The sequence below is a fragment of the Kribbella polygonati genome (assembly GCF_050320105.1).
GTDB lineage: Bacteria > Actinomycetota > Actinomycetes > Propionibacteriales > Kribbellaceae > Kribbella.
On the sequence record NZ_CP190129.1, the window covers coordinates 6,463,762 to 6,481,712 of the forward strand.

Annotated in this window: 18 protein-coding genes; 10 read left to right on the forward strand and 8 right to left on the reverse strand. The window is 69.0% G+C overall.

Features of this window, described 5'->3' with window-relative positions; genetic code table 11:
- Positions 1-22 precede the first annotated feature (22 nt).
- Positions 23-619: a Uma2 family endonuclease gene (locus tag ACQHIV_RS30695; protein ID WP_427887336.1), complete on the forward strand. Its 597-nt coding sequence runs from the start codon at positions 23-25 to the stop codon at positions 617-619.
- A gap of 1 nt (position 620) precedes the next feature.
- Here the strand turns inward: ACQHIV_RS30695 and ACQHIV_RS30700 are convergent, their stop codons facing one another.
- Positions 621-1,382, reverse strand: a complete 762-nt coding sequence (locus ACQHIV_RS30700) for an aminotransferase class IV (RefSeq protein WP_427887337.1) — start codon at positions 1,380-1,382, stop codon at positions 621-623.
- Positions 1,383-1,400: 18 nt separating this feature from the next.
- On the opposite strand from ACQHIV_RS30700, the gene ACQHIV_RS30705 reads away from it, so the two are divergent.
- On the forward strand, positions 1,401-2,012 hold the full coding sequence (locus tag ACQHIV_RS30705; protein WP_427887338.1) for a hypothetical protein: 612 nt from the start codon (positions 1,401-1,403) through the stop codon (positions 2,010-2,012).
- Here the strand turns inward: ACQHIV_RS30705 and ACQHIV_RS30710 are convergent.
- Together ACQHIV_RS30710 and ACQHIV_RS30715 are read right to left on the reverse strand one after the other, a co-directional pair.
- Positions 2,009-2,458 (reverse strand): GNAT family N-acetyltransferase, encoded by a 450-nt coding sequence (locus ACQHIV_RS30710; protein ID WP_427887339.1) that lies wholly within the window; start codon positions 2,456-2,458, stop codon positions 2,009-2,011. The two genes, ACQHIV_RS30705 and ACQHIV_RS30710, sit on opposite strands and share 4 nt — an antisense overlap.
- A 75-nt stretch (positions 2,459-2,533) precedes the next feature.
- Positions 2,534-3,217 (reverse strand): Type 1 glutamine amidotransferase-like domain-containing protein, encoded by a 684-nt coding sequence (locus ACQHIV_RS30715; RefSeq protein ID WP_427887340.1) that lies wholly within the window; start codon positions 3,215-3,217, stop codon positions 2,534-2,536.
- Between the two features lie 60 nt (positions 3,218-3,277).
- Here ACQHIV_RS30715 and ACQHIV_RS30720 point away from each other — a divergent pair, with 60 nt between their 5' ends.
- Positions 3,278-4,495, forward strand: a complete 1,218-nt coding sequence (locus ACQHIV_RS30720; RefSeq protein WP_427887341.1) for an amidase — start codon at positions 3,278-3,280, stop codon at positions 4,493-4,495.
- Here ACQHIV_RS30720 and ACQHIV_RS30725 read toward each other — a convergent pair.
- Positions 4,486-6,381, reverse strand: coding sequence for a discoidin domain-containing protein (locus tag ACQHIV_RS30725; protein ID WP_427887342.1), 1,896 nt, complete (start codon positions 6,379-6,381; stop codon positions 4,486-4,488). The genes ACQHIV_RS30720 and ACQHIV_RS30725 overlap by 10 nt on opposite strands.
- 115 nt (positions 6,382-6,496) lie before the next feature.
- On the opposite strand from ACQHIV_RS30725, the gene ACQHIV_RS30730 reads away from it, so the two are divergent.
- The gene (locus ACQHIV_RS30730) at positions 6,497-7,510 is read left to right on the forward strand and encodes a LacI family DNA-binding transcriptional regulator (protein WP_427887343.1); all 1,014 of its coding nucleotides are present in this window, start codon (positions 6,497-6,499) and stop codon (positions 7,508-7,510) included.
- Here ACQHIV_RS30730 and ACQHIV_RS30735 read toward each other — a convergent pair.
- Genes ACQHIV_RS30735 through ACQHIV_RS30745 form a run of 3 tightly spaced genes read right to left on the reverse strand, consistent with a single transcriptional unit; the run spans position 7,416 to position 9,470 of the window.
- On the reverse strand, positions 7,416-8,669 hold the full coding sequence (locus ACQHIV_RS30735; protein ID WP_427887344.1) for an RNA polymerase sigma factor: 1,254 nt from the start codon (positions 8,667-8,669) through the stop codon (positions 7,416-7,418). The two genes, ACQHIV_RS30730 and ACQHIV_RS30735, sit on opposite strands and share 95 nt — an antisense overlap.
- Before the next feature lie 2 nt (positions 8,670-8,671).
- The gene (locus ACQHIV_RS30740) at positions 8,672-9,049 is read right to left on the reverse strand and encodes a YciI family protein (protein ID WP_427887345.1); all 378 of its coding nucleotides are present in this window, start codon (positions 9,047-9,049) and stop codon (positions 8,672-8,674) included.
- Positions 9,050-9,059: 10 nt separating this feature from the next.
- Positions 9,060-9,470, reverse strand: a complete 411-nt coding sequence (locus ACQHIV_RS30745; RefSeq protein ID WP_427887346.1) for a hypothetical protein — start codon at positions 9,468-9,470, stop codon at positions 9,060-9,062.
- Positions 9,471-9,602: 132 nt separating this feature from the next.
- Here ACQHIV_RS30745 and ACQHIV_RS30750 point away from each other — a divergent pair, with 132 nt between their 5' ends.
- Complete coding sequence (locus ACQHIV_RS30750; protein WP_427887347.1) at positions 9,603-11,060, forward strand: M81 family metallopeptidase; 1,458 nt, start codon at positions 9,603-9,605, stop codon at positions 11,058-11,060.
- 357 nt (positions 11,061-11,417) lie between these two features.
- Positions 11,418-13,538 carry a prealbumin-like fold domain-containing protein gene (locus ACQHIV_RS30755; protein WP_427887348.1) on the forward strand — a complete coding sequence of 707 codons (2,121 nt, stop codon included), beginning with the start codon at positions 11,418-11,420 and terminating at the stop codon, positions 13,536-13,538.
- A 39-nt stretch (positions 13,539-13,577) separates the two neighbouring features.
- Here the strand turns inward: ACQHIV_RS30755 and ACQHIV_RS30760 are convergent, their stop codons facing one another.
- Entirely contained in the window at positions 13,578-14,165 is a 588-nt protein-coding gene (locus ACQHIV_RS30760; RefSeq protein ID WP_427887349.1) for a TetR/AcrR family transcriptional regulator, read from the reverse strand.
- Between the two features lie 56 nt (positions 14,166-14,221).
- Here ACQHIV_RS30760 and ACQHIV_RS30765 point away from each other — a divergent pair, with 56 nt between their 5' ends.
- The 4 genes from ACQHIV_RS30765 to ACQHIV_RS30780 are packed head-to-tail and all read left to right on the forward strand — an operon-like array spanning position 14,222 to position 17,944.
- On the forward strand, positions 14,222-15,463 hold the full coding sequence (locus ACQHIV_RS30765) for an acyl-CoA dehydrogenase family protein (protein WP_427887350.1): 1,242 nt from the start codon (positions 14,222-14,224) through the stop codon (positions 15,461-15,463).
- Complete coding sequence (locus ACQHIV_RS30770) at positions 15,460-16,236, forward strand: SDR family NAD(P)-dependent oxidoreductase (RefSeq protein WP_427887351.1); 777 nt, start codon at positions 15,460-15,462, stop codon at positions 16,234-16,236. The genes ACQHIV_RS30765 and ACQHIV_RS30770 overlap by 4 nt, the downstream gene beginning before the upstream one ends.
- Positions 16,229-17,278 (forward strand): phosphotransferase family protein, encoded by a 1,050-nt coding sequence (locus tag ACQHIV_RS30775; protein WP_427887352.1) that lies wholly within the window; start codon positions 16,229-16,231, stop codon positions 17,276-17,278. The genes ACQHIV_RS30770 and ACQHIV_RS30775 overlap by 8 nt, the downstream gene beginning before the upstream one ends.
- The gene (locus tag ACQHIV_RS30780) at positions 17,279-17,944 is read left to right on the forward strand and encodes a histidine phosphatase family protein (protein WP_427887353.1); all 666 of its coding nucleotides are present in this window, start codon (positions 17,279-17,281) and stop codon (positions 17,942-17,944) included.
- The last annotated feature ends 7 nt before the right edge of the window (positions 17,945-17,951 follow it).

The following is a 17,951-nucleotide window of genomic DNA, read 5'->3' on the forward strand; positions in this document are numbered from 1 at the left end:
CACCCAGAAAGCAGGTATCTCGATGACCGAGTCGCTCTCTCATTTCGGACCGTGGACCACGGCCGATCTCGCCGGTCTGCCCGACGACGGGCAGCGCTACGAGATCATCGACGGGAGCCTGATCGTGACACCGGGGCCCGCACCCCTGCACCAACTGGTAGCCGGACGAATTTCGGTGTTCCTGCGCGAGTCGGCGCCCGACGCGGCCGATGTCATCGAGGCGAGCAATCTGCAACTGTCCACGGGGCGGCTGCTCATTCCAGACGTTGTCGTCGCCGAGTCCGCCGCCATCTTCGCTCGTTCCGTAGCGCTCGAGCCGGCGGACGTGTATCTGGTGGTCGAGGTGGTTTCGCCTTCGAACGCAGCCATGGACAGGATCTTCAAGCCGCAGCTGTACGCGACCGCGGGCATCCAGTGGATGTGGCGCGTCGAGCTCGGCGCCGACAGCGTCGAGATCGTGGTTCTCGACCTGAGGTCCGGTTCGCCTGTCGTTCATGCTCGGTCGAGCGACGTGCTCCAGGTGGATGTGCCGTTCTCCGTGGAGATCCCGGTCGCTCGTCTGCTGGCCAGCCGGGCTGCGTTGTGGGGTGACCATTCGGCCGCCGATCTCGAGGGCTGAGTCAGATCGGCTGGGCCGTGACTGCTGAGTAGGCGCTCGCGATCGCGTTGGCTGATTCGGGGTGGGGTTGATAGGTGACTTCGTTGATGGCGGCGACAGACAGGGCTGGGTCGATGGAGTTGGTCAGGTACGCCGCGTCGAAGGTGGTCAGGGCGGCCAGGGGGACTGGTTCGGTGGAGTAGGTCGGTAGGGCTCGTTGGAGGGTTTGCTGGCGGATGCCCGCGAGGGTGGGGGCTGCGGGGAAGGTCAGGTGGGGGCCGCGGGCGAAGCAGATGTTCCAGATGGAGGCTTCGGAGATGTGGCCGGTGGGGGTGTGGAAGAGGGCGTCGTCGTAGCCGTCGGCCTTCGCCTTGCGGGCGTAGTAGGTGAGGTCGAAGGTGCCGGTGTGTTTGAGGTGCGGGACAGCGCGGTCGTGCTGGTACGTGCGGAGGCGGACCGGCCGGGTCGCGGGCGGGACGGGCGGGCCGACGCGGGTGAGCAGGTGGACGTCGTCGTCGGCGAAGACGTTGACGCGGACCGAAAGGTCGTCGGCGCCTGCCTCCCGGAGAGCCGCGCGCAGCTCGGCACGGACGCGGTCGGCCGGGAGCGGTCGGTCGAAGAGCTCGCGGGTGCTGCGGTCCAGCCGTTCGAAGTGCAGGTCGAGGCCGTCGACGTGACCGGCGCGGACCTGCAGCGAGGTGAAGTGGCCGAAACTGGTTGCGCGCAGCAACATCGGGTCGACCGTCGGCAACCGGGCGCCGTCCAGCAGCAGGAACTCGTTCACGCGCATTAGTCTCCCGCTGTGGACGTGTGGAGTGTCATCGGGTGGGGCGGGTCGGCGCTCGTCGTGCTGTCGTTGCTGCAGACGCGGATCCTCCGGCTGCGGCTGCTGAACCTGGTCGGCTGCGTGATCCTGGTCGCGTTCAACGCGGTGGTCGGCGTCTGGCCGATGGTCGGGATGAACGCCGTACTCGCGGTCATCAACGTCGTACACCTGTGGCGGCTGCTGCGGCACCGGCACGACGAGGCGGCGTACGAGGTGCTGCAGGTGGGCGACGGGGACGCGTACCTCGGGTTCGTCCTGGAGCGGCACCAGAAGGACATCAGCCGGTTCAACCCGGGCTTCACGGCCGGGTCCAGCCCGTACGCGTTCCTCGTGCAGCACGGCGACCGGACCGTCGGGGTGGTCCTCGCGCACGACGCCGGCACCGGGCGCGCGCAGATCGACCTCGACTACGTGGTGCCGAAGTACCGCGACTTCACGCCGGGCGAGTTCGTGTACCGGCGCAGCGACGTGTTCACCGAGCAGGGGTTCCGGCAGGTGATCGCTCCACGCCGGATGCGCGACTCGTCGACGTACCTGAAGAAGCTCGGCTTCCGCCGCGAGGGCGACGACCTCGTGCTGAACCTCTAGAGATCCTTCGCGAAGCAGGTCGAGGCGACGGAGTTCTCGAACGGCGGGTACGGCGGCGTCGGGCGGTACCCGTGGTTCGTGTAGAGCGCGATCGCCTCCACCTGCTGCAGCCCGGTCTCCAGCCGGAGCGTGGTGAGACCGTCGGACCTGGCCTGGGACTCGACGGCGTCCAGCAGCACCCGCGACAGTCCCCACCCGCGGGCGGCCGGGGTGACGTACATCCGTTTGATCTCCCCGAGCCCCGCGGCGACCGGTTGCAGGCCGACGCAGCCCGCCGCGGTCCCGTCCAGGGTCAGCACGGTGAACCTGATGTCAGGATGCAGCCCGACCAGCGGCTGGTCGTCGCCGTACATCCCGGCCAGTTCGGCTTGCTGGGCGGCGGTGAGCGCCAGTACGTCGGGATCCGTCGGCGCGGCCGTGCGCAGTTCCACTCCCTCGATCACCATGCCGTCGGACGGTAGCAACCTGGCATGACGCTGCTGTTTCCGTTTCCTCTCCGGCCTCGCGGACAGGCGTGAGACTCAGGCGCCGAACAGCTTCCACTCGCCCTCGCTGATCACCTCGACGGCGCCGTCGACGACCTTGATCGCGGTGTCGTCGTCGATCGCGTACGTCGGCACCGGGATGCCGGCCGCCCACTTCCCGATGTTCTCCGGGGTGGTGTCCGCCATGTCCGGGTGCCCGAGGTGCGGGTACAGCGTGAAGTCGACCAGCCCGAGCGCCCGCTCGGCACCTTCCCCCATGTCGCTGCCGGGCGGCACGAACTCCAGGTCGAACTCCGCGTCGCAGTTGTACGGCGTCACCGCGATGCTCCCCGCGCTCACCCCGACGTACACCGAGGTCAGCGAAGGCAGGAGGTCCGCGAGCCCGGACTGCCGCATCCAGTACGTCAGGTACAGAACGTCGCCGCCCCACACCAGCAACGCGTCGGCCTCCCGGACAGTCGGGACCCAGCTCTCTTCCCGGATGGTCGGCAGCGCCGTGAGCTCCAGCACGCTCAAGGACTTCCAGCCCAGATCGCACAGCGGACCCTTGGCGTTCCCGGAGATCGCCCGCCACGCCTGGGCCCCGCCGCCGGGGAACGGGTAGATCGCGGTCGGGACGATCAGCGCGTCGCACTCCGCGATCGGCTTGCCGAGCAACTCGACGAGGGCGTCGGAGATGCTCTGGTTACGGATGCCGGAGGACGTGAGCAGGAACTTCATGACGGGACGTTATCCCCAGATCCGGTGATCACGACAGGGCGGCTGTGGTCTGATGCCGGTGTGAGGTCTCTGCAGGAAATCGCTGCCGGCGTACGGGCGGGATCCGTCGACCCGGTGGAGCTTGTCGAGGAGGCGTTCGCGCGGGCCGCCGACGCCGCCGACCTGAACGCCGTCGTCCATCTGGACGTCAACGGTGCGCGGAAGGCCGCGGCGGCACACGACCGGCGCGGGGCGCTGGCGGGCGTGCCGGTGCTGGTGAAGGAGATCATCGAGGTCGAGGGCCTGCCGTACCGCTGCGGCTCGGCGTCGATGGACGAGACCGGCCGGCAGGACGCGGACGTCGTACGGCGGTTGCGCGCGGCCGGGGCGATCGTGATCGGGCTGTCGCACACGCACGAGTTCGCGTACGGCTGCACGGGTACGTCGAACCGGGTCGGCCCGTGCCGGAACCCGCACGACCCGGAGCGGATGACGGGCGGTTCGAGTTCGGGATCCGCGGCGGCGGTCGCGGCGGGCGTCGTACCGCTGGCGCTCGGCACGGACACGGCCGGCTCGGTCCGCATCCCCGCGGCGTTGTGCGGGGTGGTCGGGTTCAAGCCGGCGTACGGCACGTTGCCGACGGACCGGGTGTTCCCGCTGTCGCAATCGCTCGACCACGTGGGCGTGCTCACCCGGACCGCGGTCGACGCGACGTACGCCCTCGCAGCGTTGGGGATGCCAACAGCTCGCAGAGCCCCTCGCTTGGGCATAGCGACAAACCCGGAGTACTTCCAACTCAGTCCCGAGGCAAGCAGTGCGTGGTCATCTGCACTACGGACATTCGACGCGGTGGAAGTGCGGCTGCCGGACTGGGAACGCAGCTTCACCACCGGAGCCAACCTGCAAGGCCCCGAAGCCACCGCCAACCACGCCGGCCGCTCTCACGACCTCTACCAACCCGATGTGCAGCAGCGGCTCCGGGAGGCCGCGGAGGTGCGCGCAGTGAACTACGAACGGGCGAAGGAGGACGCGATTGCCATCACTGCCGAGCTGGACGCTGTGTTCCAGCAGGTCGACGCGGTGCTCGCTCCGACCGTCCTCACGACCGCACCATTCATCACCGAAGCCGATACCGTACGCAGGCTGCTCCTCAACAACACGCGCCTGGCGAACGTCACCCGGCACGCGGCCGTCAGCCTCCCACTCCCGGCTGACGGCCTGCCCGTCGGGCTCCAAGTAATTGCTTCAAGCAACGAAAAGGCAGCGGCGGCCGCCTGCTGGATCGAGGCTCACCTGTAGACCCGTAGATCCGCCAGACTCCACCAGTTGCCCGCGCTCCCGGTCTGTGTGACCCGGATGTACCGTGCGTGCGTCGGCCGGAAGGTCACCGTCGTCAGCTGACCGCTGGGTGTTCCGCTCGCAACAGATCGCCAACTGCCGCCATCGTTGCTCACGGCAACCTCATACCCGCGCGCATAGTCGCCAGCATTCCCACCACTGTCCAACGCGACCTGACGGAACGTCTGCGCCTTCCCGAGATCCACTTGCACCCATTGCCCGGGCGTCTGCGCGGCCTTGCTCTGCCACACCGTCGACCCGTCCTGATCGACCAACTGCCCGGCATCGGCGGCATTGTCGCTCGCCGTGGCCGCCACCGCGGTCAGCTCCTGCGGTACGTCGGCCGCGGTCCGGCCCCACGTGTACGTCGCGATCGCCCCGCCGGGCAGTTCGTACTCGAACGACTGGCCACCCACCGCGACGGCGAACGCCCGCGGATCGTCGTTCTCGTTGTGTACGACGAGCGCCGTCGTACCGTCCGGATTGCGGAACGCCGCCGACATCAGCTGCCCGTTCCACCCGGTCGTCCCGTACGACGTACTCCCGATCCGCACCGCGCCCGGCCGCACGAACTTCGACAGGTGCCCGATCGTGTAGTACTCCGCGTCGGTCGACACCGTTCCGTCCGGCTGCAACGTGACCAGCCCGGTGCAGGTGTCGCAGCCGCCGAGGTGCGGTCCGCCGGTGGAGTCGAGCGCGAGGTTCCAGTTGACGACCGACTTCGCCCAGTTGCGCGTCGTACCGATCATCAACGTCCGCGCGTGCCAGGTGAGCGTGCCGCGGAAGATCTGCGGCGGCGTGTCGTTCGGCCCGTGCGAGCCGGAGCACTCGGTGAACCAGATCCCCTTGGTGGGGAAGGCGTTGTGCAGGTCGGTCTGCTTCGACGGATCACCGGAGTAGCAGTGGTACGCCGTACCCGCGAGCCACTTCGCCGCCGACGTCCGCAGCAGCTTGTACGGGTAGTCGGTCTCCGGGTCCTCACCGGGCGGGGTGGAGGCGACGTCGCCGGGATGAGTCGTCCAGTTGTGGTCGTAGCCGAGGATCTTGGTCCGCGGACTGACCTTCTGCAGCAGCGGCCCGAGCGCGGTGATGACCGCGGCCTCCTGGCGGACCGGCATGTCCGTGCCGGGGTAGCCGCTGGGCTTGCGGTTCTGCGGCTCGTTCTGGATCGAGAGGTAGTCGACCGGTACGTCGGCCTTCGCGTACGCCTGCACGAACTTCACCAGGTAGCGCGCGTACGCGTCGTACACCTTCGGGTCGTCCTTCAGCCGGCCGCCGACTAGCGAGTCGCCGGTCTTCATCCAGGCCGGCGGGCTCCACGGCGTCGCCATCACCGTGAGCTGTGGATTGAGCTGCTTGGCGCGCCGGAGCAGCGGCAGCACCTGTTGCTCGTCGTGCGCGACGCTGAAGTGCTTCAGGCCGAAGTCCGTCTGGCCGGCCGGTACGTCGTCGTACGTGTAGTGCTCGCTCGCGGCGGTGAAGTCGGACGAGCCGACGGGCTGCCGCAGGAAGCTGACGCCGATGCCCTGGTTCGGGTCGAACAGCTTCCGCATCGTCTGCTCGCGGTCGGCCGGGCTCAGCCGGTACAGCACGGCCGCGGCCGAGTCGGTCAGCGCGGCACCGAAGCCGTCCATGGTCTGGTACGTCGTCCGCGGGTCGACCGTGATCGTGGTCCGGTCGCTCGCACCGTCGTGGAAGGAAACCGGCGCGCGCTCGTGCAGCAGCTCGGCGCGGTCCGGTGTGGTGACCCAGACACTGACCTGGGTCGTCGGGGGATGGGCCTGAGCGGGGCCGGTGAGCGACGCCACCGCGAGAGCAAGGGCGACGCCGAAGGCGGGTGTTCTCATCGCACTCCTCGAGGGGATGTAACAAACGGCCTCAGGAAACGACCGCAGTTGACCACTGTCAACCTCTGGGAGCGTTGTTCTAGAGTGCTGAGCGTGAAACAAGGTGATGTAACAAATGCCGCGCGCTAGAGCGACCATGCGCGACGTGGCGGCCGCCGCCGGCGTCTCGCTCGCCACCGTCTCCCGCGTGGTCAACCAGCTCAGTGGCATCTCGCCGGAGACCCGGCGGCTGGTCGAGCAGGCCATCGAGGAGCTCGGGTTGCCCGCGCCCGTCCCCCGGGGCGGTACGCCGAAACCGGTCGAGGGCGCCGTCTACGTCCGCTGCCCGTACGTGCTCACCGACTACTTCGGCCTGATCGTCTCCTCGATCGCCGAGACGCTGGAGCAGCACGGCCGCCAGGTCGTCCTGAACGCGGGCGAGGCCGCCGTACAGGATCCTGTTCTGACCAGGCTGGCCTCCCGCCGGGACATCGGCGGCGCGATCCTGATCCTCCCGCCGGAGCCGAGCGAGGACCTCGTCCGGCTCAGCTCCCGCCGGTTCCCGTTCGTGGTGGTCGACCCGCGGACGGCGCTCCCGCGCGACATCCCGTCCGTCTCGGCCGCGCACCACTCCGGTGCCCGCCAACTGACCGCCCACCTGACGAGCCTCGGTCACACCCGCATCGGTGTCATCGCCGGCCCTCGTGAATGGCTGGCCGCCGACGCCCGCCTGAGCGGCCACTCGGCCGCACTCGCCGACGCCGGCATCCTCCCCGACCCGGCACTCGTCCGCCACGACCAGCCGACGACGCTCCACGGCTACCGAGCGGCTCGCGACCTGCTGGCCCTCGACCCACGCCCCACCGCGCTCGTCGCGTTCAACGACAAGGCCGCCATCGGCGCACTGCAGGCTGCCGCCGAACTCGGCCTCATTGTCCCTGACGACCTGTCCATCACCGGCTTCGACGACCTCGACCTGAGCCGGGCGACCACACCCCAACTGACCACCGTTCGCCAGCCCCTGCAGGAGATGGGCCGGATGGCCGTCAGCCTGCTCACGCGTCTGCTCGACCGGCACGAGCTGGAGGCTCGGCATGTCGAGCTGGCTGTCGATCTGGTCGTTCGGGGGTCGACGGCCCGCCGGCGCTAGCACGGCCGCGGAGGTATCGCTGCTCGGCGGTGTTGGTGGTGAGCTTCGCCGCCATCAGATACGTCTCGGCGGCTTGACCACGGTCGCCGCGGAGTTCGAGGAGATGGGCCCGGACGGCGTGGTAGCGATGACCGCGGACGACCTGCTGGTTCGCCGACAGCGTGTAGAGGAGTGCCAGACCCGCGTCCGGGCCGTGCACCATCGCGGTCGCGACCGCGCGATTCAGCCGGACCACGGGACCCTCGAGCAGTGGCTCCAGCAGGTTGTAGAGCGCGAGAATCTGCCGCCAGTCGGTCTCGCCCGGTTCGCTGTGGACGGCGGCGATCGCTGCCTGCAACTGGTACGGCCCGAGCGCCGTCGTGCGCATCGCCAAGGTGATCAGCTCGGTCCCCTCGGCGATCTCGGCGGCATCCCACAGCGAGCGGTCCTGTTCCTCCAGCGGGACGAGCGCGCCCCCGGCCGTCGTACGTGCGGCGCGGCGCGCGTCCGTCAGCAGCATCAGGGCCAGCAGCCCGGCGACCTCGCCGTCGTCGGGCAGTGCCCGCCGGAGCATCCGGGTGAGCCGGATCGCCTCGCGGGCCAGCTCGACCCGGTCGAGCGCGTCGCCCGCCGTACTCGTGTAACCCTCGTTGAAGATCAGGTAGAGGACCTGCAGTACGGCGGGCAGCCGCTCGTCGTACGTCTCCGGAGGGCGGAACGGCTGCCCGCGGAGCTTCTGTTTGGCACGGCTGATCCGCTGGCCGATCGTGGCCTCCGGTGTCAGCAGGGCCGCGGCGATCTCGCTGGTGGTGAGACCGCCGACCGCCCGTAGCGTCAGCGGGAGCTGGGACGCGACCGGCAGTGCCGGGTAACAGCACAGGAACAGGACGATCAGCGAATCGTCGGCACTGTTGGCCGGAGCCGCGGCAATGTCCGGCGTACGCACCGTGTCCTCGCGCCGCCGCCGAGCCTCCTCGTTGCGGAGCAGGTCGATCAACCGCCGCGAGGCGACCCGGATGAGCCACGTACGCGGCTCGTCCGGGACACCCTGCTTCGGCCACTGCTCCGCCGCGACCAGGAGAGCCTCCTGTACGGCGTCCTCACACGTCTCGAAGTGCCCGTACCGGCGAACCAAGGCGCCGAGCACCTGCGGCGTGAGGCTGCGCCACAGCTCCTCCATTGTCAGAGGTCCGGTCGCATGTCCTCGGGACCGGCCATGATCGGCCGCACCTCGACCGTGTCGCCGACCGCCTCGACGATCCGGTGCGCGATCGCCATCGCCCGGTCGTGGCTGTCGCAGTCAACGATCGCGAAGCTGGCCAGGACCTCCTTCGACTCCGCGAACGGTCCCTCGCTCGCGACCGGCCCGGCAGCGGTACGCCGTACCGTCCGGCTCAGTGCGGGATGCGCCAGCCCCTCCGTGCCGAGCAGCTCGCCGCTCGCGGTCAGCTCCGCCGCCAGGTCCTCGTAGAACTTGCACGCCGCGAGGAACTCCGGGCTGTTCACGTCCACCGTGTCCCAGCCCGCCTGGTCGCCGTACGCCAGCATCAAGTACTTCATCGGTTCCTCCTCAGCCCGCGGTCCGGACCATCGTCGCGTGGTACCCGCCGCCCGGGTACACCCAGTCTCCGGTCAGCCGGTCGCCGCCCTCGGAGAACGTTCCTTTGAAGTAACCCGGCGAGCCCTTGTACCCGCCCCAGATGGTCAGCTCGTCCCCGGCCGGCTCGTACACGTAGTCGAGCGTGTTGCCGTCGGCGTCGTACACCCGTGACTTCACCTCGGTCCCGCGCTCGCCGCCGAACGGGTGCTCGTACCCGATGATCTCGGTGAGCCGCACCTGACGGCCCTCGTGGTCGAGCGTTCCGCGCTGCATCAGGAAGTGCCCGCCGTCCATCCACTCGAACGTGGTGGTGCCGGTCGCGCCGCCCGAGATGGCCCAGGTGCCGACCAGCCGGTCGAGCTGCCGCAGTTCGTTCGTCATGTCCGTCGTCCTCTCCGGTTTCCGTCTGTGCTGCTACCTCGAAGCTGTCCGGCGGCTTTCGACAGCTCTGCTTTGTCCAGATTTGAACCGGGGGGAGTGCGCGAAACGGCTCGGTTGTGGCAAGTTTTGGGCATGAACCTTCGGATCGGCATTGCCGGGATCGCCATCGAGTCCAGCACGTTCTCGCCGCACCGGGCCGGGTTGGCCGACTTCGACGTACGGCGCGGAGACCACCTGCTGGAGCGGTACACCGACTTCCTCGGGAAGGACTGGGCGCAGGGGATCGAGTGGGTGCCGCTCGTACACGCGCGCTCGCTGCCCGGCGGCGCGGTGCTGCCGGAGGTGTACGACGACCTGTCGGCGGAGATCATCACCCGCCTGAAGGACGCCGGCGAGCTGGACGGGTTCTTCTTCGACATCCACGGCGCGATGAGCGTCGTCGGACGGCAGGACGCGGAGGCCGACCTCGCCACCCGGATCCGCGACGTGCTCGGTCCCGACGTACTCATGTCGGCGTCGATGGACCTGCACGGCAACGTCTCCCGCGAGCTCGGTACGGCCGTCGATCTGATCACGTGCTACCGGATGGCGCCGCACGAGGACGCGATGGAGAGCCGCGAGCGCGCGCTGCGGAACCTCGTCGAGCGGCTGCGCGCCGGCGGCGGGAAGCCCGGGAAGGCGTGGATCCAGGTACCGGTGCTGCTGCCGGGCGAGAAGACGTCGACGCGGCTCGAGCCGGCGAAGTCGATCTACCACCGGGTCGCCGAGATCGCGGACGAGCCCGGCGTACTGGATGCGGCCGTCTGGGTCGGGTACGCGTGGGCGGACGAGCCGCGCTGCCGGGCCGCCGTCGTGGTGACCGGCGACGACACCGAGCTGATCACCGCGCGGGCGAACGAACTGGCGAAGGCGTACTGGGACGCCCGGGACGGGTTCGCGTTCGTGGCCCCGACCGGGACGCTGGACGAGTGCGTCACGGCCGGCCTCGCCAGCAGCGCACGTCCGTTCCTGATCAGCGACTCCGGCGACAACCCGACCGCGGGCGGCGCCGGTGACGTGTCCTGGACGCTCGGCGAACTGCTGAAGGTCGAGGACCTCACCTCTGGCAAGGCCACTGCGATCCACGCCAGCATCACCGACCCGGACGCGGTCGCCGCCTGTGTGGCGGCCGGCGTCGGCAACCCGGTCGAGGTCACCGCCGGCGGCAAGGTCGACCCCGGCCCGGCCGGACCGGTCGCGCTCGCCGGCACTGTGTTCTCGATCTCCGAGGACCCGGTCGGCGGCACGGTCGCGGTCGTCAAGGCCGGCGGCCTGCACTCGATCCTCACCAGCCGCCGCAAGCCGTACCACCACCTCGCCGACTTCACGCTCCTCGGCCTCGATCCCGCGAAGACGGACCTGGTCATCGTCAAGATCGGCTACCTGGAACCGGAGCTCTACGACCTCGCCGCCGACTGGCTCCTCGCCCTCACCCCGGGCGGCGTCGACCAGGACCTGCTCCGCCTCGGGCACCACGGCGTACTGCGTCCGCTGTTCCCGTTCGACCCGGAGATGGCCGACCCGGACCTGGCGCCGGAGTTGTTGCCCTGAGCACTGGCTAGGGAGCGAAGCGCGGGTGTAGCGTCATAACGCCTCGTGATCGTGGTGCTGGGGGTAGCGCTTACGTGGGTGACGCTGATCGTTACGGAGCGTCGCCGGGGGTGGGGATCCGACGCCGACGGCGTTCCAGGCGGGGGGACCCATGGTTCGTCGACGGCTGCACGCGGTGGTGCGCGGTCCGCCGGTTCACGGCGTACCGACGGTCGATCTCCGGCACGCCCCTGCCGGGCAGTCGCCTGCCCACGTCCTGCCTGACCGCGGGACGATGCCGCGTCCCCGACTGGTGGGGCAGCCCTTGGACACGGCCGCACCACACATCTCCGTGCTCCACAGCGGAAGGGCACAACCGTGACTTCGCGAAGCACGTCGCAACCGCTCCGGCGGCTGCGGCGACCCCTGATATTCGCGTCCACCGCGGCGTTGCTGCTGGCCATGACACCGGCCGCCGACGCCATCCTGGCGGGCAGCACCTTCGAAGGAAACGACGGCAACATGGTCGTCAACACGTCCGGGAACACCGACTGGGTGAACGCCCCGAACCGGGTCCGCGGCGACGATCTGCCCAGCGGGTCGACGGACAACGCGTTCGGTCAGGGCACCAAGGAAGACGACCCGGCCGTGTCCGTGGTGACCGGCTCGATTCCGCCGCAGAAGAGCGACCTGACCCGCTTCTACGTCGGCAGTGAGACGGCCGGCGGGAACGTCTACCTGTATCTGGCCTGGGAGCGGTCCAACGTCCTCGGCTCGGCCAACATGGACTTCGAGATCAACCAGAAGGCTCAGCCCAACCTGACCACCACCGGAGCGAAGACGCTCAACCGGACGGCCAACGACATCCTCATCACCTTTGACTTCACCAACGGTGGCGGCAACCCGGTTCTCGGTCTGCTCCGCTGGATCCCCGCGGGCGGCAGCGGCACGTGCTTCTCCGCGAACGCCGCGCCGTGCTGGGGCAACCGGGTCAACCTGAGCGCAGCCGGCTTCGCCGAGGGCGCAGTCAACCCCGGCACCATCTCGGAGCCGATCGCCGGCGGCACCCTGGCCGGGCTGGAGTTCGGCGAGGCAGCGATCAACATGACCGCGGCGGGCATCTTCTCCTCCAACGTGTGCACCGCGTTCGGGAGCGCGTTCCTGAAGAGCCGTTCGTCGGCGTCGTTCCCGGCCGAGGTCAAGGACTTCGTCGCACCGCAGCCGGTGAACATCGCGAACTGCGGCAAGATCGTCATCCACAAGGTCACCGAGAACGGCGACGCGACGTTCGGCTACACCACCACCGGTGGTCTGAGCCCGGCGACGTTCAACCTGTCCAACGGCGGCACGCAGACGTACAGCGACACGACCCAGGTCCAGGCAGGCAACTACAGCGTCACGGAGTCGACCGTACCGGCCGGCTGGACGTTGAAGAGCCTGGTCTGTACCGCGACAGGCGCGGGAACGAGTTACTCGGTCAGTGGTGCCACCACGAACATCACGATGGCACCTGAAGGTGTGGTCGACTGCACGTACACCAACCACATCAACGCTCATCCTTCGATCGCCACGACCCTGTCCGCGACCACGGTCGTCGTCGGCGGCTCCGTCCACGACTCGGCAACCCTGTCGAACGCGACAGCCAACGCCGGTGGGACGGTGACCTACACCGTCTACACCAACACGGCGTGTTCCACGGGCGCCCAGGGTGCGGGGACCGTGACGGTGACGAACGGCGTGGTGCCGGACTCGAACGCGATCACGTTCAACTCGACCGGTGACTTCTACTGGCAGGCGGCGTACAGCGGTGACGCCAACAACGACCCCGCCACCAGTGCCTGCACCAGCGAGCATCTGGTCGTGACCAAGAAGTCGCCGTCGATCGCCACCACGCTGTCGGACACGACAGTCACGGTCGGCGGTACGGTGCACGACTCGGCGACGTTGTCCGGGGCAACCTCGGATGCCAGTGGAACGGTGACCTACACCGTCTACACCGACACCGCCTGCTCCACGGGTGCACAAGACGCGGGCACGGTGACCGTGGCGAACGGCGCCGTACCGGACTCGAACCCGATCACGTTCAACACAGCGGGCGACTTCTACTGGCAGGCCGTGTACAGCGGTGACGCCAACAACAACGGCGCGACGAGCGTGTGCACGAGTGAGCACCTGGTCGTCGCCAAGGCGAGCCCGGCGATGGCGACCGCTCCCAACGTGATCCCGAACGACGACGCCACGATCAGCGGCGCCTTCAGCCCGACCGGCTCGGTCACGTTCAAGCTGTTCGCTCCGGCCGACGCCACGTGTTCCGGCTCCGCGGCGTTCTCGCAGACCGTGACCGTGAGCGGCAACGGCACGTACAGCACGTCCAATGCGGCGTTCGTCGCGAGCACGCTCGGGACCTGGCGCTGGCTCGTCACCTACTCCGGTGACGGGAACAACAACCCAACCACGTCCGCCTGCGGCGTCGAGCGCTTCACGCTCGCCAACGGCTGACCTGACGGATCGGGGCCGGCCAGGTGGGGCGGCCCCGGTCTACAGCTTCCGCAGTACGTGCAGGGCCTCGATCGCGTGGTCGATCAGCCGGCCGGCGCCGTACGGGCGGTCCTTTGCGGCGAGGCCGGACCATTCGATCGCCAGGTCCTCGGTGTAGGACAGCCAGGCGTGGATGCGGAGGTACTCGGCCGACGTCGGGTCGTCGGCCACCTCGGGGGTGCCGAGGTAGGTGAGGATCCGCTTGGTCAGGCCCGCACGGGTCTCGTCGTACACCTCGACGGCGAAGTCGTCGCCGCCCGCGGCGCCGCGGACGAACGAGATGTACGCCGTCCGGCGGCGCTCGATGAACGCGACGAACTGGGTCAGCATCTCGCGGAGCTGCTGCTCGGGGGCGAGCGCGGCGTCGGGCTTGGTGACCCGGAGCAGCCGGCGGCCGGCCGCGGAGATGACCGCGACGTAGTAGTCGCGCTTGCTCGGGAAGTAGTGGAACAGCAGCCCGCGGGAGATCCCGGCGGCGCTCGCGATCTCGTCGATCGACAGCTCGTGGATCGGTTTGCTGCGAAGCATCATCAGGCCGATCTTGACCAGTTGCTTCTTGCGGTCGTCCGCTGTCAGACGGTGTTCCATCTATTGAGCATTGCTTAGACGCTGAGCTACGGTCAAGCTGAGGGAGAGGAGTCTTGATGGGGTTCGAACCTTCGGACCGGGCTCAGGATCTGATCGGCCGCGTGCAGACCTTCCTGCGGACCGAGATCGAGCCGGCCGAGGCAACGCTGCACAGTGCGATCCGCGCCGCCGGAGACCCGTGGCAGCCGCAGCCGATCATGAAGGAGCTCCAGGAGAAGGCCCGCGCGGCCGGTCTCTGGAACCTCTTCCTGCCGCCCGCCGAGCCGGGCAACGAGCAGTACGGCGAGGGCCTGAGCAACCTCGACTACGCCCCGATCGCGGAGCTCACCGGCCGTTCGTTCATCGCGCCGTACGTCTTCAACTGCAACGCACCGGACACCGGCAACATGGAGGTGCTCCTCCGGTACGGCGACGAGGAGCAGCGGAAGCGCTGGCTGGAACCGTTGCTGGACGGCACGATCCGGTCGGCGTTCTGCATGACCGAGCCGGACGTCGCGTCGTCGGACGCCACCAACATGGAGGCGACCGCGGTCGTCGACGGCGACGAGGTCGTGCTGAACGGCCGCAAGTGGTGGAGCACCGGCATCGGCCACCCGGACTGCCGGTTGCTGATCTTCATGGGCCTCACCGACCCCGACGCACACCGGTACGCGCGGCACACGATGGTGCTCGTACCACGCGACGCCCCGGGCGTGAAGGTCGAGCGCCTGCTGCCGACGATGAGCCGGTACGACGAACCGTACGGCCACGGCGAAGTCTCGTTCACCGAGGTCCGGGTGCCGGCCGCGAACATCCTGGTCGGACCGGGCAAGGCGTTCGAGATCGCCCAGGGCCGCCTCGGTCCGGGACGTGTGCACCACTGCATGCGGCTGATCGGCCTGGCGGAGAAGGCGCTCGAGTTGGCGCTGCAGCGCGGTACCAGCCGGACCGCGTTCGGCAAGCCGCTCGTCAACCTGGGCGGCAACCGCGAGCGGATCGCCGAGGCGCGAATCGCCATCAACCAGGCGCGGTTGCTGGTGCTGCAGACGGCGTACCTGCTGGACACCCAAGGGCTGGCCGGGGCGTTGAGCGAGGTCAGTCAGATCAAGGTCGCGGTGCCTCGGATGGCGCAGGACGTCGTCGACATGGCGATCCAGCTGCACGGCGGCGGTGGGCTGTCCGACGACTTCCCGCTCGCGGCCGCGTGGACGAGTGCGCGCGCGTTGCGGCTGGCCGACGGGCCGGACGAGGTGCATCGTGGGGTGATCGCCAGGATCGAGCTGGCGTCGTACCTGTCCGCCGTCCAGGAGGCCAAGTGAGTCGCGTCCTCGTCACCGGCGCCGCGAGCGGTCTCGGCGCGGCCCTCGTCGCCCGGTTTGTTGCTGACGGCCACCAGGTTCTCAGTACGGACGTCGGCGCGGACGGCGCGGCGCCGTACCTGAAGCTCGACGTGCGGGACCCCGCGGACTGGGACGCGGCGGTCGCGTGGTGCCAGGACAACTGGGGCGGCCTGGACATCCTGGTGAACAACGCCGGCATCGCGACCGGCGGGCGGATCGACGTCGAGACGCTCGACGAGTGGGACCGGGTCGTCGACATCAACCTGATGGGCGTGGTCCGCGGGTGCCGGGCGTTCGTCCCGGTGTTCAAGCGGCAGCGGTCCGGGTACATCGTGAACACCGCGTCGGCGGCCGGGCTCGTCCATCCGCCGATGATGAGCTCGTACAACACGGTGAAGGCCGGCGTGGTCGCGCTGTCGGAGACGCTGTCGCACGAGTTGCACCCGTACGGCATCACCGTGTCCGTGGTCTGCCCGTCGTTCTTCCGGACCAATCTGGCGGACTCGATCCGCGGCGCCGACAGCGCGATGGGCGCCACCGCGCGGCAGCTGATCGAGAAGTCGCCGCGGACGGCGGACGACATCGCGGCGGTGGTCGTGGCCGGGATCGGCAAGCAGCGGCACCTGATCATCCCGGACCGGCCGGCCCGGGTCGCGTACTGGACGAAGCGCCTGGTGCGGCCGCTGTACAACAGCCAGATGCGCAGGATCGCGGAGCGGGCCCGGCAGCGGGCCGAGGCCAAGGATGGGTGATGGCGCGCGGGCCGTCCGCGCCGAGGACGCGTTCGACATACCGGCGGTGGACGCCTGGCTGCGGCAGCAGACCGCGCTGCCGGCGGGCCTGCCGGAGGTCAAGCAGTTCTCAGGTGGGGCGTCGAACCTCACCTATTTGCTGAGGTACGACGGGCACGACCTGATCCTGCGGCGCCCGCCGGCCGGTACGAAGGCCAAGGGCGCGCACGACATGGGCCGCGAGTTCCGTATCCAGAACGGGCTCAAGCCGGTCTACCGGTACGTCCCGGAGATGATTGCCCACTGCAACGACGCGTCGGTGATCGGCTCCGAGTTCTACGTGATGGAGCGGGTCGCGGGGACGATCCCCGGGCACCACCGGCTGGGGGTCGACCTGACGCCGGCGCAGACGCGGCAGCTCGGGTTCACGTTGATCGACACGCTCGTCGAGCTGCATGCCGTCGATCCTTCGGCTGCCGGTCTCGCCGACCTCGGCCGCGGATCCGGGTACGTCGAACGTCAGGTCAGCGGCTGGACCGAGCGCTACCGCAAGGCGAAGACGTGGAACGTGCCGAGCTACGAGCGCGTGATGGCCTGGCTCGCGGCGAATCAGCCTGTGGATATCCGGACGTGCGTTATCCACAACGACTTCCGGCTCGACAACGTCGTACTCGCGCCGGACGATCCGCTGCGGGTGGTCGGCGTACTGGACTGGGAGCTCGCAACGCTCGGCGATCCGCTGATGGATCTCGGCAGCGCGCTCGCGTACTGGGTGCAGGCCGACGACGACTGGGCATTCCGCCGGTTCAAGCTGCAACCGTCCGACGTACCGGGGATGCTGACCCGCGCCGAGATCGTGGACTACTACGTGAAGCAGTCGGGGCTGCCTGTGGATAACTGGGCGTTCTACGAGGTGTTCGGGCTGTTCCGGCTGGCGGTGATCGCGCAGCAGATCTACTACCGCTACCACCACAAGCAGACCCGGAACCCGCGGTTCAAGAACTTCTGGCTCCCGGTCAACCTGCTCGAGCGGCGCTGCCGCCGGATCATCCGGCAGGCGTAGATGGCGGTCGTCTACCTGATCCGGCACGCGCAGGCGTCGTTCGGTGCGCGCGACTACGACAAGCTGTCGCCGCTCGGCGAGCAACAGGCTGTGCGGTTGGGCTCGACGTTGGGCTCGACGTTGGGCGAAGTCCGGGCGGATCTCGTGGTGTCGGGTTCGATGCTCAGGCACCAGCAGACCGCGTCGCTGGCGGGCTTCACCCCGGAGGTGGATGCGGGGTACGACGAGTTCGACCACCAGGAGCTGATCGTCGCCCACCGGCCGGCGTACAAGCGGCACGCCGTGATGGTCGCGGACCTGGCGCGCAGCGGGCACCCGAAGCGGGCGTTCCAGGAGATGTTCACGGCGGCGACCCAGCGCTGGATCGACGGCGGCGACGGGTACACCGAGTCGTTCCAGGCGTTCTGCGAGCGGTCGGAGGCGGCGGTGCGGCGTACTGCCGGGCGGCTCGGAAAGGGGGAGACGGCGCTCGTCTTCACGTCCGGTGGACCGATCGCGGCCGTCGTCGGGCGGCTGCTGTCCGGCGGCGACGGGCTGTGGACAAAGCTGAACCCGGTCACGATCAACACCGCGATCACGAAGGTCGTGTCCGGGCGCGGCGGGCTGACTGTGGTGAGCTACAACGAGCACGTCCACCTCGGTGCGGACCTGCTCACTTACAGATAGGACATCC